Annotated in this window: 18 protein-coding genes; 15 read left to right on the forward strand and 3 right to left on the reverse strand. The window is 62.5% G+C overall.

Going from position 1 to position 19,739, the window contains the following annotated elements; genetic code table 11:
* Positions 1-924 (reverse strand): NADP-dependent isocitrate dehydrogenase (locus tag FN060_RS07110; protein ID WP_185929039.1); only part of this gene is annotated, 924 nt, incomplete at its 3' end.
* A 216-nt stretch (positions 925-1,140) separates the two neighbouring features.
* Here FN060_RS07110 and FN060_RS07115 point away from each other — a divergent pair.
* From FN060_RS07115 to lpxB, 14 genes are all read left to right on the forward strand, one after another.
* On the forward strand, positions 1,141-1,674 hold the full coding sequence (locus FN060_RS07115; RefSeq protein ID WP_142587467.1) for a hypothetical protein: 534 nt from the start codon (positions 1,141-1,143) through the stop codon (positions 1,672-1,674).
* A gap of 189 nt (positions 1,675-1,863) precedes the next feature.
* The gene (gene rpsB / locus FN060_RS07120) at positions 1,864-2,643 is read left to right on the forward strand and encodes a 30S ribosomal protein S2 (protein ID WP_052638219.1); all 780 of its coding nucleotides are present in this window, start codon (positions 1,864-1,866) and stop codon (positions 2,641-2,643) included.
* 165 nt (positions 2,644-2,808) lie between these two features.
* Complete coding sequence (gene tsf, locus FN060_RS07125; RefSeq protein WP_142587468.1) at positions 2,809-3,735, forward strand: translation elongation factor Ts; 927 nt, start codon at positions 2,809-2,811, stop codon at positions 3,733-3,735.
* Positions 3,736-3,831: 96 nt separating this feature from the next.
* Positions 3,832-4,554, forward strand: coding sequence for a UMP kinase (gene pyrH / locus FN060_RS07130; RefSeq protein WP_142587469.1), 723 nt, complete (start codon positions 3,832-3,834; stop codon positions 4,552-4,554).
* A gap of 43 nt (positions 4,555-4,597) precedes the next feature.
* Positions 4,598-5,158 (forward strand): ribosome recycling factor, encoded by a 561-nt coding sequence (gene frr / locus FN060_RS07135; protein ID WP_142587470.1) that lies wholly within the window; start codon positions 4,598-4,600, stop codon positions 5,156-5,158.
* Between the two features lie 44 nt (positions 5,159-5,202).
* Positions 5,203-5,946, forward strand: a complete 744-nt coding sequence (locus FN060_RS07140; protein ID WP_142587471.1) for an isoprenyl transferase — start codon at positions 5,203-5,205, stop codon at positions 5,944-5,946.
* Positions 5,946-6,779, forward strand: coding sequence for a phosphatidate cytidylyltransferase (locus FN060_RS07145; RefSeq protein ID WP_142587472.1), 834 nt, complete (start codon positions 5,946-5,948; stop codon positions 6,777-6,779). Before FN060_RS07140 ends, FN060_RS07145 begins: the two co-directional genes overlap by 1 nt.
* A gap of 45 nt (positions 6,780-6,824) precedes the next feature.
* Positions 6,825-7,949 carry an RIP metalloprotease RseP gene (gene rseP / locus FN060_RS07150; protein WP_142587473.1) on the forward strand — a complete coding sequence of 375 codons (1,125 nt, stop codon included), beginning with the start codon at positions 6,825-6,827 and terminating at the stop codon, positions 7,947-7,949.
* Between the two features lie 187 nt (positions 7,950-8,136).
* Positions 8,137-10,470 (forward strand): outer membrane protein assembly factor BamA, encoded by a 2,334-nt coding sequence (gene bamA, locus FN060_RS07155; RefSeq protein ID WP_142587474.1) that lies wholly within the window; start codon positions 8,137-8,139, stop codon positions 10,468-10,470.
* A gap of 50 nt (positions 10,471-10,520) precedes the next feature.
* On the forward strand, positions 10,521-11,585 hold the full coding sequence (gene lpxD / locus FN060_RS07160) for a UDP-3-O-(3-hydroxymyristoyl)glucosamine N-acyltransferase (protein ID WP_142587475.1): 1,065 nt from the start codon (positions 10,521-10,523) through the stop codon (positions 11,583-11,585).
* The gene (gene fabZ, locus FN060_RS07165) at positions 11,578-12,045 is read left to right on the forward strand and encodes a 3-hydroxyacyl-ACP dehydratase FabZ (protein ID WP_052638227.1); all 468 of its coding nucleotides are present in this window, start codon (positions 11,578-11,580) and stop codon (positions 12,043-12,045) included. The genes lpxD and fabZ overlap by 8 nt, the downstream gene beginning before the upstream one ends.
* Positions 12,042-12,857 carry an acyl-ACP--UDP-N-acetylglucosamine O-acyltransferase gene (gene lpxA, locus FN060_RS07170; protein ID WP_142587476.1) on the forward strand — a complete coding sequence of 272 codons (816 nt, stop codon included), beginning with the start codon at positions 12,042-12,044 and terminating at the stop codon, positions 12,855-12,857. The genes fabZ and lpxA overlap by 4 nt, the downstream gene beginning before the upstream one ends.
* Positions 12,858-12,860: 3 nt before the next feature.
* Positions 12,861-13,742, forward strand: coding sequence for an LpxI family protein (locus FN060_RS07175; RefSeq protein ID WP_142587477.1), 882 nt, complete (start codon positions 12,861-12,863; stop codon positions 13,740-13,742).
* Positions 13,742-14,917, forward strand: a complete 1,176-nt coding sequence (gene lpxB, locus FN060_RS07180; RefSeq protein WP_142587478.1) for a lipid-A-disaccharide synthase — start codon at positions 13,742-13,744, stop codon at positions 14,915-14,917. The genes FN060_RS07175 and lpxB overlap by 1 nt, the downstream gene beginning before the upstream one ends.
* 31 nt (positions 14,918-14,948) lie before the next feature.
* On the opposite strand, the gene gltA is transcribed toward lpxB, so the two are convergent.
* Positions 14,949-16,238 carry a citrate synthase gene (gene gltA / locus FN060_RS07185; RefSeq protein WP_077547327.1) on the reverse strand — a complete coding sequence of 430 codons (1,290 nt, stop codon included), beginning with the start codon at positions 16,236-16,238 and terminating at the stop codon, positions 14,949-14,951.
* 275 nt (positions 16,239-16,513) lie between these two features.
* Here gltA and FN060_RS07190 point away from each other — a divergent pair, with 275 nt between their 5' ends.
* Positions 16,514-19,003, forward strand: coding sequence for a ComEC/Rec2 family competence protein (locus tag FN060_RS07190; protein ID WP_142587479.1), 2,490 nt, complete (start codon positions 16,514-16,516; stop codon positions 19,001-19,003).
* Here the strand turns inward: FN060_RS07190 and lexA are convergent.
* Entirely contained in the window at positions 18,984-19,700 is a 717-nt protein-coding gene (gene lexA, locus FN060_RS07195; protein ID WP_077547328.1) for a transcriptional repressor LexA, read from the reverse strand. The genes FN060_RS07190 and lexA overlap by 20 nt on opposite strands.
* Positions 19,701-19,739 lie beyond the last annotated feature (39 nt).

Below are 19,739 nucleotides of genomic sequence, written 5' to 3' on the forward strand. Positions count from 1 at the left end.
ACCGTGGGCGGCTTCCGCCTCCACCGTCTGGCCATCCGGGGTCATCAGGACGGAGGTCATCAGGCCGAGCGACCCGAAGCCCTGCGCGACGATGTCGGACTGCACGTCGCCGTCGTAGTTCTTGCAGGCCCAGACATAGCCGCCGGACCACTTCAGGGCGGCCGCGACCATGTCGTCGATCAGGCGGTGCTCGTACCAGATCTTCTTCGCTTCGTACTGCGCCTTGAACTCGGCGTCGTAGATCTCCTGGAAGATGTCCTTGAAGCGGCCGTCATAGGCCTTCAGGATTGTGTTCTTCGTCGACAGGTAGCAGGGGACGCCGCGCATCAGGGCGTAGTTCAGCGAAGCGCGGGCGAAGTCGCGGATCGAATCGTCGAGGTTGTACATCGCCATGGCGACGCCGGAAGACGGGGCGTCGAAGACGTCATGCTCGATCGTCTGACCGTCCTCACCGACGAACTTGATCGTCAGCTTGCCCTTGCCGGGGAACTTGAAGTCTGTGGCGCGGTACTGGTCACCGAAGGCGTGGCGGCCGACGATGATCGGCTGCGTCCAGCCCGGAACCAGGCGCGGCACGTTCTTCATGATGATCGGCTCGCGGAAGATGACGCCGCCGAGGATGTTGCGGATCGTGCCGTTCGGGCTCTTCCACATCTTCTTCAGGCCAAACTCCTCGACGCGGCCTTCATCCGGCGTGATGGTCGCGCACTTGATGCCAACGCCATGCTTCTTGATCGCGTGCGCGGCATCGACGGTCACCTGGTCGTCCGTGGCATCGCGGTTCTGGACCGAGAGGTCGTAGTACTCGATGTCGAGATCGAGGTAGGGCAGGATCAGCTTGTCCTTGATGAACTGCCAGATGATGCGGGTCATCTCGTCGCCGTCGAGATCGACGACCGGATTGGCTACCTTGATCTTTTGCATGGATTCCTCTTCGAATGCTGGCAGGGAGCAATTCCCCGCAGTTTTGGACAAGAATGTGGGCTGCGCTATAGCATCCAAGGTCCAGAACGCAAAGCCATAGGCGGTCGGGAGATGTCCTTTTCGTCATCCTGCGGCGTCTACTTTGGTCGCGGAAGCCGTTGCAATGAACCGCGACGATGACGGATGATCGCACTCGGGAATCACCGGACGGACCTCATGCGCAAAATCCTCCTGCCTTCAGCCTGTATCTCGATTGCTTGGACGGCGTTCGCCGCGGATGCAACCGATCCCGTCCGCGAGGTCATGGCCATTACGGAGCGGAACTGGTCGAATACGGACGGAGAATGGGTCTACCTCTTTGATCAGGAGCCACTCGGCCGACTGTTCAGCCGGCAGTTCCAGGCGGCCTATGCCGAAGCTTCGAAGCGGCCGGCATATGAAACGGATGACGGCAGCCCCGGCGATCCGTTCGGCTATGACGTGGTCACCGCCTCGCAGGATGGCTGCCCGCTGGAGGACGTCGTCGTTACCACGGGTTCACAGCAGCAGGGAATCACTCCCGTCAAGGTGACCTTTAAGCTGTGGCGATGCCTGGACCAGCCGGAGTTGCGCGAAAGCGTCAACGAGGTTCATTTCGATGTGATGGACGAGGACGGCAGGTTCGTTATCCACGACATCCACCGCATCGGACCCGAGGACGAGGATTCTGTGCTCGCCGAAATGAAGCAGCACGTTACCGAAACCTATTGAGCCGATACCGCGCCCGGTGAATTTCCGGTCGGACCCTTGCCTTTTCGCGGGATCGGCTGTATGCGCACCTCCATTCCACACGTAAGGCATGGGATCGTCCGGGAGAAATCCGGGCCATTCCGCCGGTGGCATCCTCGAAGAGGGTGCTGTTCGCCTTGCGGAGGTTCAACCGGAAAAGGAGAAAAAGGCATGGCATTGCCTGATTTCAGCATGCGCCAGCTTCTGGAAGCTGGTGTTCACTTCGGCCACCAGACCCACCGCTGGAACCCGAAGATGAAGCCGTACATCTTCGGCGATCGTTCGAACATCCACATCATTGACCTTGCCCAGACCGTGCCGATGCTCTCGCGCGCCCTGCAGGTCATTTCGGACACCGTTGCCCGTGGCGGCCGCGTTCTGTTCGTCGGCACCAAGCGCCAGGCGTCTGAACTGATCGCCGACAGCGCCAAGCGTTCGGCCCAGTACTACGTCAACTCCCGCTGGCTCGGCGGCATGATGACGAACTGGAAGACGATCTCGAACTCGATCGCCCGCCTGCGCAAGCTCGACGAGATCCTCGCTTCGGAAGCCTCGGGCTTCACGAAGAAGGAGCGCCTGAACCTGGAGCGTGAGCGCGAGAAGCTCGACAAGGCTCTCGGCGGTATCCGCGACATGGGCGGCACGCCGGACCTGATGTTCATCATCGACACGAACAAGGAAAAGATCGCCATCGACGAGGCGAAGCGTCTGGGTATCCCGGTCGTCGCCATCATCGACTCCAACTGCGATCCTGACCTGATCGACTACCCGATCCCGGGCAACGACGACGCTTCGCGCGCCATCGCTCTCTACTGCGACCTGATCGCACGCGCCGCTATCGACGGCATCGCACGTCAGCAGGGCGCTTCCGGCCGTGATCTCGGCGCCTCCGCCGAAGCTCCGGTCGAGCCTGCGCTGGAAGGCGAAGCCGAAGCCGAGGCTCAGGCCTGATCAAGCGGGAGGCGGCGTCATTGCCGCCTCCTGGCTTCGGGTCGAGGCGTTCCTCCCCGAAGATGGTCTTCATGACCCTGTCATACTTACGGGTACATTCGTCCCCAACGCTGCCCTGGCCGACGTTTTTCCGGCTGAGGCAACCTTGCAAACAAGAGGCACACAATGACCGAAATCACAGCCGCAATGGTGAAGGAACTGCGCGAGAAGTCCGGCGCAGGGATGATGGACTGCAAGAAGGCTCTTGCTGAAAACAATGGTGACATGGAAGCTGCGATCGACTGGCTGCGCGCCAAGGGCATCGCCAAGGCCGACAAGAAGTCGGGCCGTACCGCTGCAGAAGGCCTGATCGGCATTTCCACCGCAGGCACCAAGGCTGTCGTTGTCGAGGTCAACTCCGAGACCGACTTCGTTGCCCGCAACGATGCCTTCCAGGACCTCGTCCGCGGCGTCGCGCAGGTCGCACTCTCGACTGACGGTTCGGTCGAGGCCGTCGGTGCCGCAACCTACCCGGCTTCCGGCAAGTCGGTCACGGACACCATCAAGGACGCCATTGCCACCATCGGCGAGAACATGAGCCTGCGCCGCTCGGCCCTCCTGTCGGTCGAGGACGGCGTTGTCGCCACCTACATCCACAATGCGGCTGCCGACAACCTCGGTAAGCTTGGCGTTCTCGTCGCGCTCAAGTCGACCGGCAATAAGGACGCCCTCAACGCCATCGGCCGTCAGATCGCGATGCATGTCGCGGCAACTGCTCCGCTCGCCATCCGTGCCGAGGAAGTCGATGCGGCCGTAGCCGAGCGTGAAAAGAACGTCTTCATCGAGCAGGCCCGCGAGTCCGGCAAGCCGGACGCCATCATCGAGAAGATGGTCGAAGGTCGCATGCGCAAGTTCTTCGAGGAAGTGGCCCTTCTCTCGCAGGCCTTCGTCATCAATCCGGACCTCACCGTCGGCGCTGCCGTCAAGGAAGCCGAGAAGGAAGTCGGGGCTCCGATCGAAGTCACCGGCATGGTCCGCCTGCTGCTCGGCGAAGGCGTGGAGAAGGAAGAGTCCGACTTCGCAGCGGAAGTGGCTGCGGCCGCCAAGGGCTGACATCGCTTCATCTTGATTGGTGAAAGCATGAGGGCATCGCGTGACAACGCGGTGCCCTTCGTGTATCCGCAAGCCGTTTGATCGTCAGGAGTGTCCATGTCCCCGAAGCCCATATACAAGCGCGTTCTTCTCAAGGCCTCCGGCGAAGCCCTGATGGGCAGCCAGGGATTTGGTATCGATGTGACGGTCGCTGATCGGATCGCGTCCGACATCGCAGAGGCACGCGCCATGGGCGTGGAGGTCGGTGTCGTCGTCGGCGGCGGCAACATCTTCCGCGGCGTGGCTGTGGCCTCGAAGGGCGGCGACCGCGTCACCGGCGACCACATGGGCATGCTGGCAACCGTCATCAATGCTCTTGCGCTCGCCACCTCGCTTCGGAAGCTCGACATCGAGACGGTTGTGCTGTCGGCAATCGCCATGCCAGAGATCTGCGAGAGCTTCACCCAGTTGCGGACGCTGCATCACCTGGAGCAGGGTAGGGTGGTGATCTTTGCCGGCGGCACAGGAAACCCGTTCTTCACGACCGACTCGGCTGCAGCCCTGCGCGCTGCGGAAATCGGCGCTGAAGCGATCTTCAAGGGTACCCAGGTAGACGGCATCTATTCGGCCGATCCCAAGAAGGATCCAGCCGCGACGCGCTTCGAAACGCTGACCCATGGTGAGGTCCTCGAGAAGGGGCTCGCCGTCATGGACGTTGCGGCCGTGGCGCTCGCTCGCGAGAACTCGATCCCGATCATCGTGTTCTCCATTCACGAGAAGGGCGGTTTTGCCCAGATATTGACCGGCGGCGGTCGTAAGACCATCGTTGCAGACCACTGAACAGCCGGGCCCGAAAGCCAAGAACAAGACAGGGAGTAGACGGATGACTGCAGCCATCGACCTCAACGACATCAAGCGCCGGATGGATGGTGCGATCAACGCCTTCAAGAGCGACATCGCATCGCTTCGCACCGGACGTGCGTCGGCCAATATTCTCGATCCCGTGACGGTCGAGGCTTACGGGTCACGTGTGCCGCTCAACCAGGTCGCCAACATCACCGTTCCCGAGCCTCGCATGCTGGGCGTCTCCATCTGGGACAAGTCCATGGTCGGCGCGGTGGATCGCGCCATCCGCGAATCGCACCTGGGGCTGAACCCCATCGTTGACGGTCAGAACCTGCGCATCCCGCTCCCCGAGCTCAACGAGGAGCGCCGCAAGTCGCTCGTCAAGGTTGCCCATGACTACGCCGAGAAGGCCAAGGTCGCGATCCGCCATGTACGTCGCGACGGAATGGACGGCTTGAAAAAGGCCGAGAAGGACGGCGACATCGGTCAGGACGAGAGCCGATCGCTTTCCGACAAGGTCCAGAAGATGACAGATGATATGATTTCGGAAGTCGACCGCTTGCTCGGCGAGAAGGAAAAGGAAATCATGCAGGTCTAGACGGACTTGCATCGCAATCCCGGCATCCGACAATCGGAACTCCCATGGCCAAACTCGATCTCCCGATCATTCCACAGCATGTTGCCATCATCATGGATGGCAACGGACGGTGGGCCAAACAGCGCGGCCTGCCGCGCACGATCGGCCACAACAAGGGGGTCGAGGCAGTCCGTCAGGCGGTGAGGGCGGCCGGTGAATGCGGCGTGAAATATCTCACGCTGTTCGCCTTCTCTTCGGAGAACTGGTCTCGGCCAGAGGCAGAAATCGAGGCTCTGCTCGGTCTGCTGCGTCGGTTCATCCGCCGGGACCTCGCCGACCTGCATCGCGAGAACATCCGCATCCGCATCATCGGCGAGCGTCAGAAGCTGCGCAGCGATATCCTCCCGCTTCTTCTCGAGGCGGAGGAAACCACGCGCAACAACACCGCGATGACGCTGATCATTGCCTTCAACTACGGCGCGCGGGACGAGATCACGCGCGCGGCAATCCGGCTTGTGAAGGAGGTGCAGGCAGGACTCGTCGACCCGCAGGATATCACCCCCGACTCGATCGCAAGCCGCCTCGACACCGCCGGAATTCCCGATCCCGATCTGATCATCCGCACCAGCGGCGAGGAGCGCCTCTCGAACTTCCTCCTGTGGCAGGCGGCCTATTCCGAATTCGTCTTCCTGCCGTGCTACTGGCCGGATTTCGACCGGCAGCAGTTCGAGGCGGCGTTGCGTATCTTCGCGGCTCGGGACCGCCGGTTCGGCGGACTTTCGGATGCAACAACGGCGGTGGTTGTCTGATGGCAACAGAGCTCAAGCGGCGGGTGATCTCCGGCGTCGTCATGGCTGCGGTCGTTCTTGCGGCGACCTGGGTGGGTGGACTGGCTTTCCGAGGCCTTGCCGCGGCCATAGCGCTGCTGATCTACTTCGAGTGGTCGACGATTACCCGCCTGACCGAGCGCAACTTCACGGGAAACCTCGTCGGCTGGGTCGGGATCATCCTGCTGTCGGCGAACATCGCCTTTGGTGACACCGATATGAACATGCCCTTCCTGGGCGGTCTGGCGATCACCATGCTGCTGATCGTCGCCATTGGCGGAGGCACCTGGTGGCTGCCGGGTGGAGTCATCTATGCGGGACTGAGTGGCATTTCGCTTGCGGCAATCAGGGAAGGGGGCTTTCCGGGTCTTGCGGCAGTCCTCTTCGTCTTTGCCGTGGTGTGGGCGACCGACATCCTGGCATACTTTGTCGGAAGAGCCCTGAAAGGACCGAAGCTTGCGCCGAGGATTTCGCCCGGCAAGACATGGTCCGGGGCGATCGGCGGGACAGTCTCTGCGGTCATCGCCGGCTCACTGGTCGGTCTTGCCGTTATTGGCGTGGTGTCTCCCTGGTTGGCCGTGATCGCGCTTCTGCTCTCGGTGGCGAGCCAGATCGGTGATCTTTTCGAATCCTTCATCAAGCGTCGCTTCGCTGTCAAGGATTCCAGTCACCTCATCCCGGGTCATGGCGGAGTGATGGACCGGGTGGATGGTCTCGTTTTCGCCTGTTTTGCGATCTTTCTTCTGGCGCTTGCATATGAAGCCTCAAGTGGCCACCTTGGACTGAGCGTTGGTGAGTTCCTTTTTGGTCTTTGAGCGTCAGCCGGCGGCACCGGCGTATGGAAGGACGGATTGATTTTCATGGCGATCATCGGGCTGCTCACGGGCTATATCATCCCCTTCATCATCGTGCTTTCCGTGCTCGTCTTCGTGCACGAGATGGGCCACTATCTCGTCGGGCGTTGGTGCGGTATCCGGGTCACCGCCTTCTCGGTAGGCTTCGGCCCGGAGCTGTTCGGCTATACCGACAGTCACGGAACCCGATGGAAGCTCTCGGCGGTACCACTGGGCGGCTACGTCAAGTTCTTCGGCGATGAGGACGCGGCAAGCGTCCCGGACACTGCCAATCTGGAGAAATTTACCCCGGAAGAACGCGCACAGACCCTTGCAGGTGCCCGGCTGTGGAAGCGTGCCGCGACTGTCGCCGCCGGCCCGATCGCCAACTTCATCCTTGCGATCGTCATCTTTGCCGCGCTCTTCTCTGTCTATGGCAAGATGGTATCCGACCCAGTCGTGGCCGAGGTCCGTCCGGAAAGCGCAGCGGCATCTGCCGGCATAGAGCCGGGCGATCTCCTGGTGGCCCTCGATGGGGACAAGATCCGCACCTTCGATGATGTGCGCCGTTACGTGGCGGTCCGTCCGCAGACGCAGATCGTCATCACCGTGGAGCGCGACGGCCGCGAGATCGACGTGCCCGTGACACCTCAGCGCACGGAGATCACCGACCAGTTCGGCAACAAGGTCGAACTTGGCCAGATCGGCATCGTCACCAACGCCGAACGCGGCAATTTCCGTCTCGAGACCTATTCACCGATGGGAGCGGTGGCCGAGGGTGTACGCGAGACCGGCCACATCATCAGCGGCACCTTCAGCTATCTCGGCAATATCTTCTCCGGCCGCATGAGCGCCGACCAGATCGGCGGACCGATCCGGATCGCCGAGACGACCGGACAGATGGCCACGCTGGGATTCGCCGCGGTCCTCAATTTCGCCGCCGTCATCTCGGTATCGCTCGGTCTGATGAACCTGTTTCCGATTCCCGTTCTTGATGGCGGACACCTTGTGATGTACGCATTGGAGGCGGTGCGCGGCAAGCCTTTGAGCCCCCGCGTTCAGGACGTGGTTTTCCGCTTTGGGCTCGCCATGATTCTGACGCTTATGGTTTTCGCGACCTGGAACGACACGTTCGGTCGCTGGATCGGTTGAATTTTAAGAAAACTGTTTGTTTACCGTATTTTGAACTGCGCGTGGCCGCTCGGCCACGCCTTGCAGGGAAGTAAACAGAAATTAACGTGATGCCTTGCTTGTAGGGTAAAAGCAGGTAAAACGACACACGTGTGGCCGGAGTCGGGCTCCACCCGCCGAGGGACAACGGAAAAAGGTAAGATTTGAAATGAAGGCCAGTTCAAGGTTTTTGAACGCCGTATCGGCGTTTGCGCTGTCTGCTAGCATTGTTGGGTCGGGCGCGGGCGTATCGGTACTTGCCTCTGCATCGGTCGCGGAAGCGGCAGTCATTCGCAACGTCCAGGTCAGGGGCACGGAGCGCGCCGGCGAAGAAGCCGTGCGTGCCAATCTTACCATTCGGCCGGGCGTGAGCTTCACCAACGCCGACATCGATGAATCCGTGAAGCGGCTCTATTCCACCGGATATTTCTCCGACGTCCGGATCAGCGTTTCCGGCAGCACGCTGGTTGTGAGCGTCAGCGAGAATCAGCTGATCAACCAGGTCGTGTTCAACGGCAACCGCAAGATCAAGGACGACAAGCTGGCCGCCGTCGTGCGCACGCAGCCGCTCGGCCCTTACAACCAGGAACTGATCAACGCCGACATCGAGCGCATCCGCGAGGCCTATTCGGCGATCGGCCGCAGTGACGTCGAGATCACGACGCAGACCGCGTCCGTCGGCCAGGGCCGCGTCAACCTTGCCTTCGTCATCAACGAGGGTGACCGCACCAAGATCGCCAACATCAACTTCGTCGGCAACCAGGCCTATGGCGACGGTCGGCTCCAGTCGGTGATCCTGACGAAGGAATCGGGTCCGCTTTCTTTCCTAACCCGCAAGGACGTCTACAACGCCGACAAGCTGCGTGCCGACGAAGATGCGCTGCGCCAGTTCTACTACAACCACGGCTATCCGGATTTCCGCATCATCTCCTCCGAGGCGGTGCTGGATGAGGCTACCAACCAGTACAACATCACCTTCACCGTCGAAGAGGGACCGCGTTACCGCTTTGGTGATGTCGTCGTCGAATCGACCGTCGAAGGCGTGAATTCGGAAGACCTGCAGGGTCTGGTCCGGACCCGGACCGGCGATACCTACGATGCCGGCGACGTTCAGAAGTCGATGGAAGCCATCTCGCAGCGTGTCGCATCCGCTGGCTATCCGTTCGCCCGCGTGACGCCCCGTGGCGACCGCAACTTCGCCAACCAGACCGTAGGCGTGTCCTATCTCGTCGATCAGGGCGAGCGTGCCTATGTCGAGCGGATCGAAGTGCGCGGCAACACCCGTACGCGCGACTATGTCATTCGCCGTGAATTCGACTTCAGTGAAGGCGACGCGTTCAATCAGCAGATGGTCTCGCGCGCCAAGCGCCGGCTCGAGGCCTTGGGCTATTTCACGACGGTCAACATCTCGACCTCGCAGGGCTCCGCTCCCGATCGTGTCGTTGTGATCGTCGATGTCGAAGACCAGCCGACCGGCTCGTTCGGTATCGGCGCCGGCTACTCCGCTGGTGGCGAAGGCCTGATCCTCGAAGCCTCCATCGAGGAGAAGAACTTCCTCGGCCGCGGTCAGTTCATCCGGGTTGCTGTCGGTGGCGGTCTCGATGACGCCCGCAGCTACAATCTTTCGTTCACCGAGCCTTACTTCCTCGGCTATCGTCTCGCAGCGGGCTTTGACATCTTCCGTAGCCAGACGTCTTCGGAAAGCTACTACGACTATCAGGAGCAGGGCGTGACGCTGCGTGTCACCGCCCCGATCACCGAAGATCTGGCAACCACGTTCCGCTACACGTACAAGGATATCCAGTACGACGGCGAAGGCGACTGGAGAAATGGTCTTTCGGCACCCTATGAGGCGCTGGTCGAGCAGGGTGACTTTGTCCAGTCTTCCGTATCCCAGACCCTTACCTACAACACGCTGGATAACACCACACTTGCCCGCGAAGGCATCTACGCCACGCTCACCCACGAGTACGCAGGCCTTGGTGGTGATTCCGAGTACTACAAGATCTATGGTCGCGGCCGCTACTTCCACCTGCTGTCGGAGGAAGCCGACATCATAGGTTCCGTCGCAGTAGGCGCTGGCCATGTTATGCCGACCGGTGACGACCTCTACGTCTTCGACCAGTTCCAGCTCGGCGGCCGCCTTGTTCGCGGCTTCGAGAACAAGGGCATCGGCCCGCGTATGGCCAACGGCGATCCGCTCGGCGGCACGACGTACTTCACGGCCTCCGCTGAAGTCACGTTCCCCATGCCGGCCTTCCCGGAGGACTTCGGTCTCCGGGGCGCGTTGTTCGCGGATGCCGGAACGCTCTACGGCAATGAGGTCGATCTGCGCGGTGAAGCCGCCGAGGGAACCGGCATGGCCTGGCGCGCCTCGGTCGGCGCGGGTATCCAGTGGGCATCGCCCTTCGGCTCCATCCGCTTCGACTACGCGATTCCGGTCGTCAAGGAAGACTTCGACGAGACCCAGGAATTCCGGTTCAGCATGGCAAACCAGTTCTGACAACGGCTGTCAGGACTGCGGCCAGATCTGACCTGGAGTTAAATGGCCTGATGGATTCAAATGAGTTCTTTCCGACCCACGAGGGGGTCAGCCTGCGTAAGCTGGCTGCCCATCTTGGGGCCGAACTGCTTGATTCTTCCGCCGGAGACCGGATCATCCGTTCCGTTGCCCCGCTCTCACGTGCTGGAGAGGGGCAACTCTGCTATCTGCGATCCCGCAAGGACCGCGAGGAACTCACAAGCTGCAGGGCCTCGGCGATCCTTTGCGACGCGTCGCTGCAGTCACTGATACCTGATCATATAGCAGTCCTTCGCATCGCCACTCCTCATACCGCCTTTGCCCAGGCGGGCGCGTTGCTTCATCCGGTTGCCATGCGGCCCTCGCCGTTCACGTCGCAAGCAAGTGGCATCCATCCGTCGGCCTTTGTGGATCCTACTGCAAGGTTGGAGCCCGGGGTCGAGGTAGAGCCCATGGCAGTGATCGGCGCCCGAGCGGAAATCGGGTCGGGAACCCGCATCGGGGCGGGAGCGCTGGTAGGATCCGACGTGAAGATCGGCCGCCACTGCACGATTGCGGGCGGCGCTTCGGTCGTTGCGTCGCTGATCGGCAATGGCGTCATCATCCACAACGGCGCCCGAATCGGACAGGACGGCTTCGGCTATGCGCCGGGTCCTGCAGGTATGCTGAAGATCGTGCAGATCGGCCGGGTGATCATCCAGGACAATGTCGAGATCGGTGCGAATACTACGATCGATCGCGGCACGATGGATGATACGGTCATCGGCGAGGGCACGAAGATCGATAACCAGGTGCAGATCGCCCACAATGTCCGGATCGGCCGGCATTGCGGAATCGTCAGCGGCGTCGGCATCGCCGGCTCGACGACCATCGGCAATGGCGTCATGATCGGCGGCGCCAGCGGCGTCAATGGGCATATCACCATTGGCGACGGTGCCCAGATTGCGGCGATGAGCGGCGTCATGTCGGATCTTTCGCCCGGCGCCCGTGTTGGCGGCGTTCCGGCCCGGCCGCTCAAGGATTTCTTCCGTGACGTCGCCGCAGCAATGGCGCGGTCCGACGAGCGTGCGAAGCGAAGAGGAGACAGGAATGAGTGAACAGGCGGCCACGACGCTCGGGTCGGCGGATATTCTCGAGATCATGAAGCTCTTGCCGCACCGGTATCCATTCCTGCTTGTGGACCGGATCATCGAGATCGACGGCGACGATTCCGCGATAGGCATCAAGAACGTCACCGCCAACGAGCCGCATTTCACCGGCCACTTTCCTGAGCAGCCTATCATGCCGGGCGTCCTGCTGGTCGAGGGCATGGCCCAGACGGCGGGCGCCATCTGCGCCCGCAAGCAAGGGCAGGGCGGCGACCTCGTTTATTTCATGACCATCGACAATGCCCGTTTCCGCAAGCCAGTCGTGCCCGGCGATCGGGTTGAGTTCCGTGTGAAGAAGCAGAAGCAGCGCGGCAATATCTGGAAGTTTCACTGCGACGCATATGTGGATGACGCGCTGGTCGCGGAAGCCGATATCGGCGCCATGATCCGCCCAAAGGGTGACCAATGAGCCGGATCGCGTCTACCGCCCGCATCCACCCGATGGCGATCGTCGAGGACGGTGCCACGATCGGTGAGAATGTCACCATCGGCCCCTTCTGCACGATCGGCAGGGACGTCGTGCTCAAGGACGATGTCGAGGTTGTCTCCAACGCGGTCGTGACGGGCAAGACCGAGATCGGCAAGGGCTGTCGCATCTTCCCCATGGCCGTCATCGGCGGTCTTTCGCAGAGCCTTCACGAGGCCGGCGAAGACTCGACCCTGACCATTGGCGACAATTGCACGATGCGTGAAGGCGTGACCATCAACATGGGCACGGTCGGCGGTGGCGGCAGGACGGTGATCGGCAACGACTGCCTCTTCCTCGCCAACTCCCACGTCGCCCATGACTGCATCCTCGGCAACGGCATCGTCATGTCGAACAACGTCATGCTGGCGGGGCACGTGAAGGTCGATGACCGCGCAATTCTCGGCGGAGGTTCCGCCGTTCACCAGTTCAACCGCATTGGGCGCAACGCCTTCATCGGCGGCCTGACTGCCGTGAACTATGACGTCATCCCCTACGGTATGCTGAACGGCAATCCCGGCATCCTGGCGGGGTTGAATATCGTCGGCATGACGCGTGCTGGCATCGACCGCGCGACCATCCATCGTGTTCGCAAGGCCTTCAAGCAGATCTTCGAGGGCGAAGGAAATATCCGCACCAATGCTGCGGCGATCCGGGATGAATATGCCGATTGTCGCGAAGTCGTGGAGATCCTCGACTTCATCGCGGCCGACAGCGATCGGGCAATTTCCTCTCCGTTCCGCGGCAAAGCCTGAACCATGATTGTCCGCCCGGCCCCCATCGGCAAGGGGCGGCTTGCCATCGTCGCAGGTTGGGGCCAGTTGCCTCTCTATCTTGCGGAAGCCGCCCGCGACGCGGGTGAAGATCCAGTCGTCATTGCACTGGCAGATGAAGCCGACCGTAGTTTCGAAGGCTTTGAGACGCTGAGCGCAGGCGTTGGCGATCTTGCCGGAATCGAGCGGTTCATCCGCGAAAAGGGTGTCGGTCGGGTGGTGATGTCGGGAGCGGTCAGGCGGCGTCCCGAACTGCACGATATCCGTCCGACCTTCCGGACGCTGCTGCAGGTGCCTGCAGTTATCCGCACACTGGTCTCCGGCGGCGACGACGCTGTCCTGCAGATGGTCATCAAGCTGTTCGAGGGCATGGGATGCCGGGTGCTTGGCGCGCACGAGATAGCTCCTGGACTGTTGGCGCGCACCGGCCCACTGACGACCGCCCGGCCAGCGGCAGATGATCTGCGCGACATCGAGCAGGCGGTCGAGGCGGCCCTGGCGCTGGGACGGCTGGATGTCGGGCAAGGCGCGGTCAGCGTCGGCGGGCGCGTCGTCGCGCTGGAAGGCGCCGAGGGAACGGATCAAATGCTTGAGCGGGTTGCGGAGCTTCGCCGGGAGGGGAGGATCTCGCAGCGCCGGAGAGGCGTTCTCGTCAAGCTGTGCAAGCCACAGCAGGATGTCCGGGCCGATCTGCCGGCAATCGGCCTCTCGACCGTTGAAAATGCAGCCCGCGCCGGCCTTGCCGGCATTGCGGTCGAGGCGGGCCGATCGTTGGTACTGGAGGAGCAGGCACTGGTTGCGGCGGCCGATCGGGCGGGGATCTTCGTCTGCGGGATCGATACCGGGCTTCCGAAGGGAGGGCTTTGATGGCCAAAGCATTGAAGGTTGCTGTCATCGCTGGTGAGGTCTCCGGCGATCTGCTGGGCGCGGACCTCGTCGCCGCGTTGAGAAAAGCCCATCCAGGCCCGGTAGAGCTTTTTGGCGTGGGCGGAGAGGCTCTTCAGGCTGAGGGCCTTCAGTCGCTGTTCGACTTCTCCGAATTGTCGATCATGGGCCTGACCCAGGTGTTGAAGCGTCTGCCGCAACTTCTCCGCCGCATCCGCCAGACGGCAGACGCCGTGATCGCCGCGAAGCCGGATGTCCTTGTCATCGTGGACAGTCCGGATTTCACGCATCGGGTCGCACGGCGGGTGAGGGCGGCGCTGCCGGACCTGCCGATCATCGACTATGTCTGCCCGAGCGTGTGGGCGTGGAAAGAGTACCGCGCCAAAGCCATGGTGCCCTATGTCGACCATGTGCTGGCGGTACTGCCATTCGAGCCGGCCGCCATGCAGCGCCTTGGTGGTCCTCCGACAACCTTCATTGGCCACCGATTGACGAGCGAGCCAGCGCTTCTCAAGGTTCGTGACCTACGCCGCGCTTGGGCACAGAAGCAGCCGGGCGACGCGCTTACGCTGTTGCTGCTCCCCGGTTCACGCGCCGCCGAAATCCGCCAGCTGCTTCCGATTTTCGGCCAGGCGGCGGCGGAATTGGCCGGGCGGGTGGGGCCGGTACGAGCGCTCCTGCCGACTGTGCCGCGGCAGGAGGCGCTGGTCCGCGAGATCGCTGCGACCTTGCCTGTCAGCGTGGAGATTACCGTTTCGTCAGAGGAGAAGTGGGCGGCATTCGCAGAGGCGGATGCTGCGCTGGCTGCCTCCGGCACGGTGCTTCTGGAATTGGCCCTCTGCGGCGTCCCTGCCGTTTCCGCCTACAAGGCAGATTGGCTGATCACGTTGATGTCGAAGCGCATCAAGATCTGGTCGGCCGCACTTCCCAACCTGATTGCCGACTACCCGGTTATTCCGGAGTATCTGAACGAGGTGGTGCGCCCCGGCAGCCTGTCCCGCTGGCTGGAGCGACTGGCTGGCGACACCCTGCAGCGGCGCGCGATGCTCGAAGGTTTCGACCTTACCTGGCAGCGCCTCCAGACACAGGTGCCGCCTGGAGAGGCGGCGGCGGGCATAGTCCTTGAGGTGATGGGAAGAAAAAAGCCCGGCCGATGACCGGGCTTTTTGCATTTCGATAGGTTGCAGATCAGCGCTTGGAGACGGGAACATAGTCCCGCTTCGGAGCGCCGGTATAGAGCTGCCGCGGGCGACCGATGCGCTGCTGCGGATCCTCGACCATTTCGGCCCACTGAGCGATCCAGCCGACGGTACGGGCCAGCGCGAACAGCACCGTGAACATGGTGGTCGGGAAGCCCATCGCCTTCAGCGTGATGCCCGAATAGAAGTCGATATTCGGGTAGAGCTTCTTCTCGACGAAGTACTCGTCCGTCAGGGCGATGCGCTCGAGCTCCATGGCGACCTGCAGCAGCGGATCGTCCTTGTGACCGAGTTCGGCCAGGACCTCGTGCGTGGTCTTCTGCATGATCTTGGCGCGTGGGTCGTAGTTCTTGTAGACGCGATGCCCGAAGCCCATCAGGCGGAACGGGTCGTTCTTGTCCTTCGCCCGGGCGATGAATTCCGGGATGCGATCGACGCTGCCGATTTCCGTAAGCATGTTGAGCGCCGCTTCGTTGGCGCCGCCATGCGCAGGGCCCCAGAGGCAGGCAATGCCGGCTGCAATGCAAGCGAACGGATTGGCGCCCGACGAACCGGCGAGACGGACCGTCGACGTGGAGGCATTCTGCTCATGGTCGGCGTGCAAGATGAAGATGCGGTCCATGGCACGGGCCAGAACCGGGTTCACCTTGTATTCCTCGCACGGGACGGCGAAGCACATGCGCAGGAAGTTGGATGCGTAGTCGAGATCGTTCTGCGGGTAAACGAAGGGCTGGCCGACATGGTACTTGTAGGCCATCGCGGCGATCGTCGGCATCTTTGCGATCATGCGCAGCGAAGCCACCATCCGCTGGTGCGGATCGGTGATGTCGGTGGAGTCGTGATAGAAGGCCGATAGTGCGCCAACACAGCCGCACATGACGGCCATCGGGTGGGCATCGCGGCGGAAACCGGTGAAGAAGCGCGTCATCTGCTCGTGCACCATGGTGTGGTGCGTGACGCGGTAGTCGAAGTCCTTCTTCTGCGCAGCGGTCGGCAGTTCGCCGTAGAGAAGCAGATAGCAGGTTTCGAGGAAGTCGCCGTGCTCGGCCAGCTGCTCGATGGGGTAGCCGCGATGCAGCAGGACGCCTTCGTCCCCGTCGATGTAGGTGATCTTCGATTCGCACGAAGCGGTAGAGGTAAACCCGGGGTCGTAGGTGAAGGCCCCGGTTTCCTTGTAGAGGGCACCGATGTCGATAACGTCCGGACCGATCGTTCCGGATTTCACGCCCAATTCGACGTTCTTGTTACCCAGTACCAGATTTGCGCTCTTATCCGTCATGCTGATCCTCCAAACTGTTGGCGGCGGGGCGTCTCAAAACGCCACAAGAATTAAGCGTAGTGTGTTGCTATATGATCCGGTCGCCGCTGCCAAGCACTGCGGAGGTCTAATTGTGCGGTGCCGAAATCGCTTCTGCTGCCGAGCCTTGGATGCGGTTAACGATCCGCCAACGGACCGGAGCATGACCTGGATGTTGGTGCAACCGGCTTGCAGTTATGGATTGCATTTCGCCTGCCCTGGTTGCATTCTTCCTCCGGTGGGGCGGGTGGACGCGGATGCCGCAGCAGGGCCTACTTCGGGAGCAGTCCGAGCCGGGTGTGGTTTCCGCTCCCGCAGCGGCAGGCAGCGTCCGTGATACTGGCGAGAGGTCGGCGCCGGTCCTTGCCGATAGCCGGTTTCGAAGCCCGGCGTCGTTGAGCCTGGGCGACGTCGCGCGGTTGATGGAACGCCTTCCGGCGCAGGTGCGCAGGATGCTGGAGGAGGAAGTCGCCCATGGCCACGCCTTCCTGTTCGTGCCCGTGCTTGCCGGGGCCGGCGCGATTTTCTGGTTCACGCTTCCCCGCAATCCGCCGGCGCCGCTCCCGCTGGCGCTCTTGGTCGCGTTGGCGGTCGCCACGATCGTCGTCCAACACCGTTCCGGAAGGCTCCCGCTGCTTCTCTTTGCGCCGACGCTTGTTCTGGCGGGGATGGCCCTTGCGCAGTTCGAGACCTGGCGGCATGCCACCGTTATCCTCGACTCCCCCGTCACCACGACCATTTCTGGCGAGGTGCATCGTCGCGAGCCAGCGGGTGAGGGCCGGTGGCGCTACTTCATCCGTGTTCACCAGACGGAGCAGCCGACCCTCAGGCGACCGCCGCGCGACGTGATCCTTCTCGCCCGCGGCAAGCACCGGCCATTCGAGGCAGGCGATGCGGTTAGGGGGCGCGCACGCATGTCTCCGCCTTCCGGGCCTGCGCTGCCCGGCCTGAATGATTTTGCCTTCCGCTCCTTTCATGATGGCATCGGGGCGATCGGCTTCTTCTACGGTGCGCCACAGGCGGCAGTCCCTTCGCAGGCCGCAGCGCTGGACTGGGGCCGGGCACTCGAGAGATGGATCTTCTCCCTGCGCAGCATGATCGCGGACCGGATACGCAGCGTGCTGCCAGGAGACGCGGGTGCGTTCGCAGCAGCCATTGTCACCGATGAGAGACGTGCGATCTCCCGAGAAACGACGGAGGCCCTGCGCATCTCCGGCCTTGCCCATATCGTGGCGATCTCCGGGCTCAACATGGCGCTCGCGGCCGGTATCTTCTTCGTCGGACTGCGCAGTTGCCTCTGCCTGTTCACCGGCTTCGCCCAGGCGTGGCCGGTGAAGAAGATCGCCGCCACCGGGGCGCTGCTCATGGCCACTGCCTACTATCTCGTCTCCGGCTTTGCGGTCTCCGCAGAGCGAGCCTACCTGATGATGGCGGTGATGCTCATCGCCGTATGGTTCGACCGCGCGGCAATCAGCCTTCGCAATATCGCACTGGCGGCGCTCATCATGCTGGCGATGGCCCCTTCCGAGATCATGGGGCCGAGTTTCCAGATGTCATTCGCGGCGACGGCCGCGCTGGTCGCGGGTTATGCCTATTGGAGCCGGCGCGGCGCAGGGGAGGATCCCGAACCATCGATCTTCGCCCGCGGCAGGCTCGCGCCGGTGCTGACCGGCTGGCACTGGATGGCGGGGATTTTCGCCACCTCGCTGATCGGCGGCCTGTCGACGGCGATCTATTCGATGGAGCACTTTCACCGGCTTGCCGGCTATGGCCTGGCGGCCAACCTCGCCGTGATGCCGATCATCTCCTTCGTGGTCATGCCGGCTGGCCTGCTCGGTATGTTGTTGATGCCGCTCGGGCTCGACGCGCCCCTCCTGAAATTGATGGGTCTGGGGCTGGAGGCGGTCATCGCGGTCGCAAAGCACGTGGCTGCCTGGGGTGGAGACGTCGGCACCGGCCGGCAGCATCCCTGGTTCCTGTCGATCGCCTCGATCGGCTTCCTGATCGCCCTGTTGCGTACTCGGCTTAGGCTGGTCGGCGTGCCGATCATGGCGCTCGCCTTCGCGCTGAGCTCGCAGGCGAACCGATTGCCCCAACCTGATATTCTGATCTCCGACGACGGCGCGCTCGTAGCACTGCGGGGCAGCGTTCTTGCCACCAACCGTGCGCGCCCGCCAGCCTTCATCTTCGACCAGTGGCAGCGCGCCCTGCTGCTTCCCGAGCCCGTCGCTCCGGTCATGTCTCCGGCAAGTGACATTGGCATTGCGGCGGCAGGCGATCCTTCCGCGAAAGCCGCCCTGATCGACGAACAGCGTGACCGGATCCGGTCGGAAATGTCGTCGATGCTCGCTCTCGCCGCAGCTGATGCGGGTCGATTCCATTGCCTGCCCAAGCTGTGGTGCGTGGCGGTAGCCCATGAGGGCGGAGTCAGTATTGCCGTGGTCGAGGATCCGCGACTAGCAGGAAGCGCCTGCGATCTGGCGGCGCTGGTTGTCGCCCCTCGCGCGCGGTTCGACGAATGTCGCGCGGGTGCCGTGCTGCTGAACGCCGCAAGCCTGAGAAAGACTGGCGCGATCGAAATCTATCTGAACGGCAGTCCCGACCCGTCCCTGTGGCGGGTCAACGCGGCAAGTGCCGGAACCCGCCGTCCATGGACCAGCCACCGTCTCTATGACTGGCGAAATGACAGCTTCGACCAAACGCTTCCCTTAGCGCTGCTGCGAATGATCAGTGGTAGCGGCGGATGAGGCCGACGAGCTTTCCCTGAACCTTCACCCGATCGGCGGGAAGGATGCGAGTCTCATAGGCCGGGTTGGCAGCCTCCAGCGCGATCGAGGCACCGCGGCGGCGGAACCGCTTCAGCGTTGCCTCCTCGTCATCGACGAGAGCCACGACAATGTCTCCGGGGCTGGCCGTCTGGCCGTTGCGGATGATGACCGTATCCCCATCCAGGATCCCCGCCTCGATCATCGAGTCGCCCTTGACCTCCAGTGCATAGTGCTCGCCGGCGCCAAGCATTTCGACAGGAACCGCAATGTCGTGCGTATTGTTCTGGATCGCCGAGATCGGCACGCCCGCCGCGATACGTCCCATGACCGGCACGCTCGTGCTTGCGTTCTCGTTGCTTGCGGCGATCGGCGAGGGGGCCGGCGCCGGCTTCTGCTTGCCGAGGCTGCCCTCGATGACGCTCGGCGAGAAGCCGCGGCGCGGCTGCAGGCTGGTGCTGTAGGCTTCCGGCAGCTTTATGACCTCAAGTGCCCGCGCCCGATTGGGCAGCCGGCGGATGAAGCCGCGCTCCTCGAGCGCAGTGATCAGCCGGTGAATGCCCGACTTCGACGCCAGGTCGAGCGCATCCTTCATTTCGTCGAAGGACGGAGGCACGCCCGACTCCTTCATCCTCTCGTGAATGAAAAGAAGCAGTTCCTGCTGTTTGCGCGTGAGCATCCGGGTTCCCTGACGATGAAACAAATACGGAACAGACCA

Source organism: Pseudorhizobium halotolerans (genome assembly GCF_902153235.2).
Classification (GTDB): domain Bacteria; phylum Pseudomonadota; class Alphaproteobacteria; order Rhizobiales; family Rhizobiaceae; genus Neorhizobium; species Neorhizobium flavum.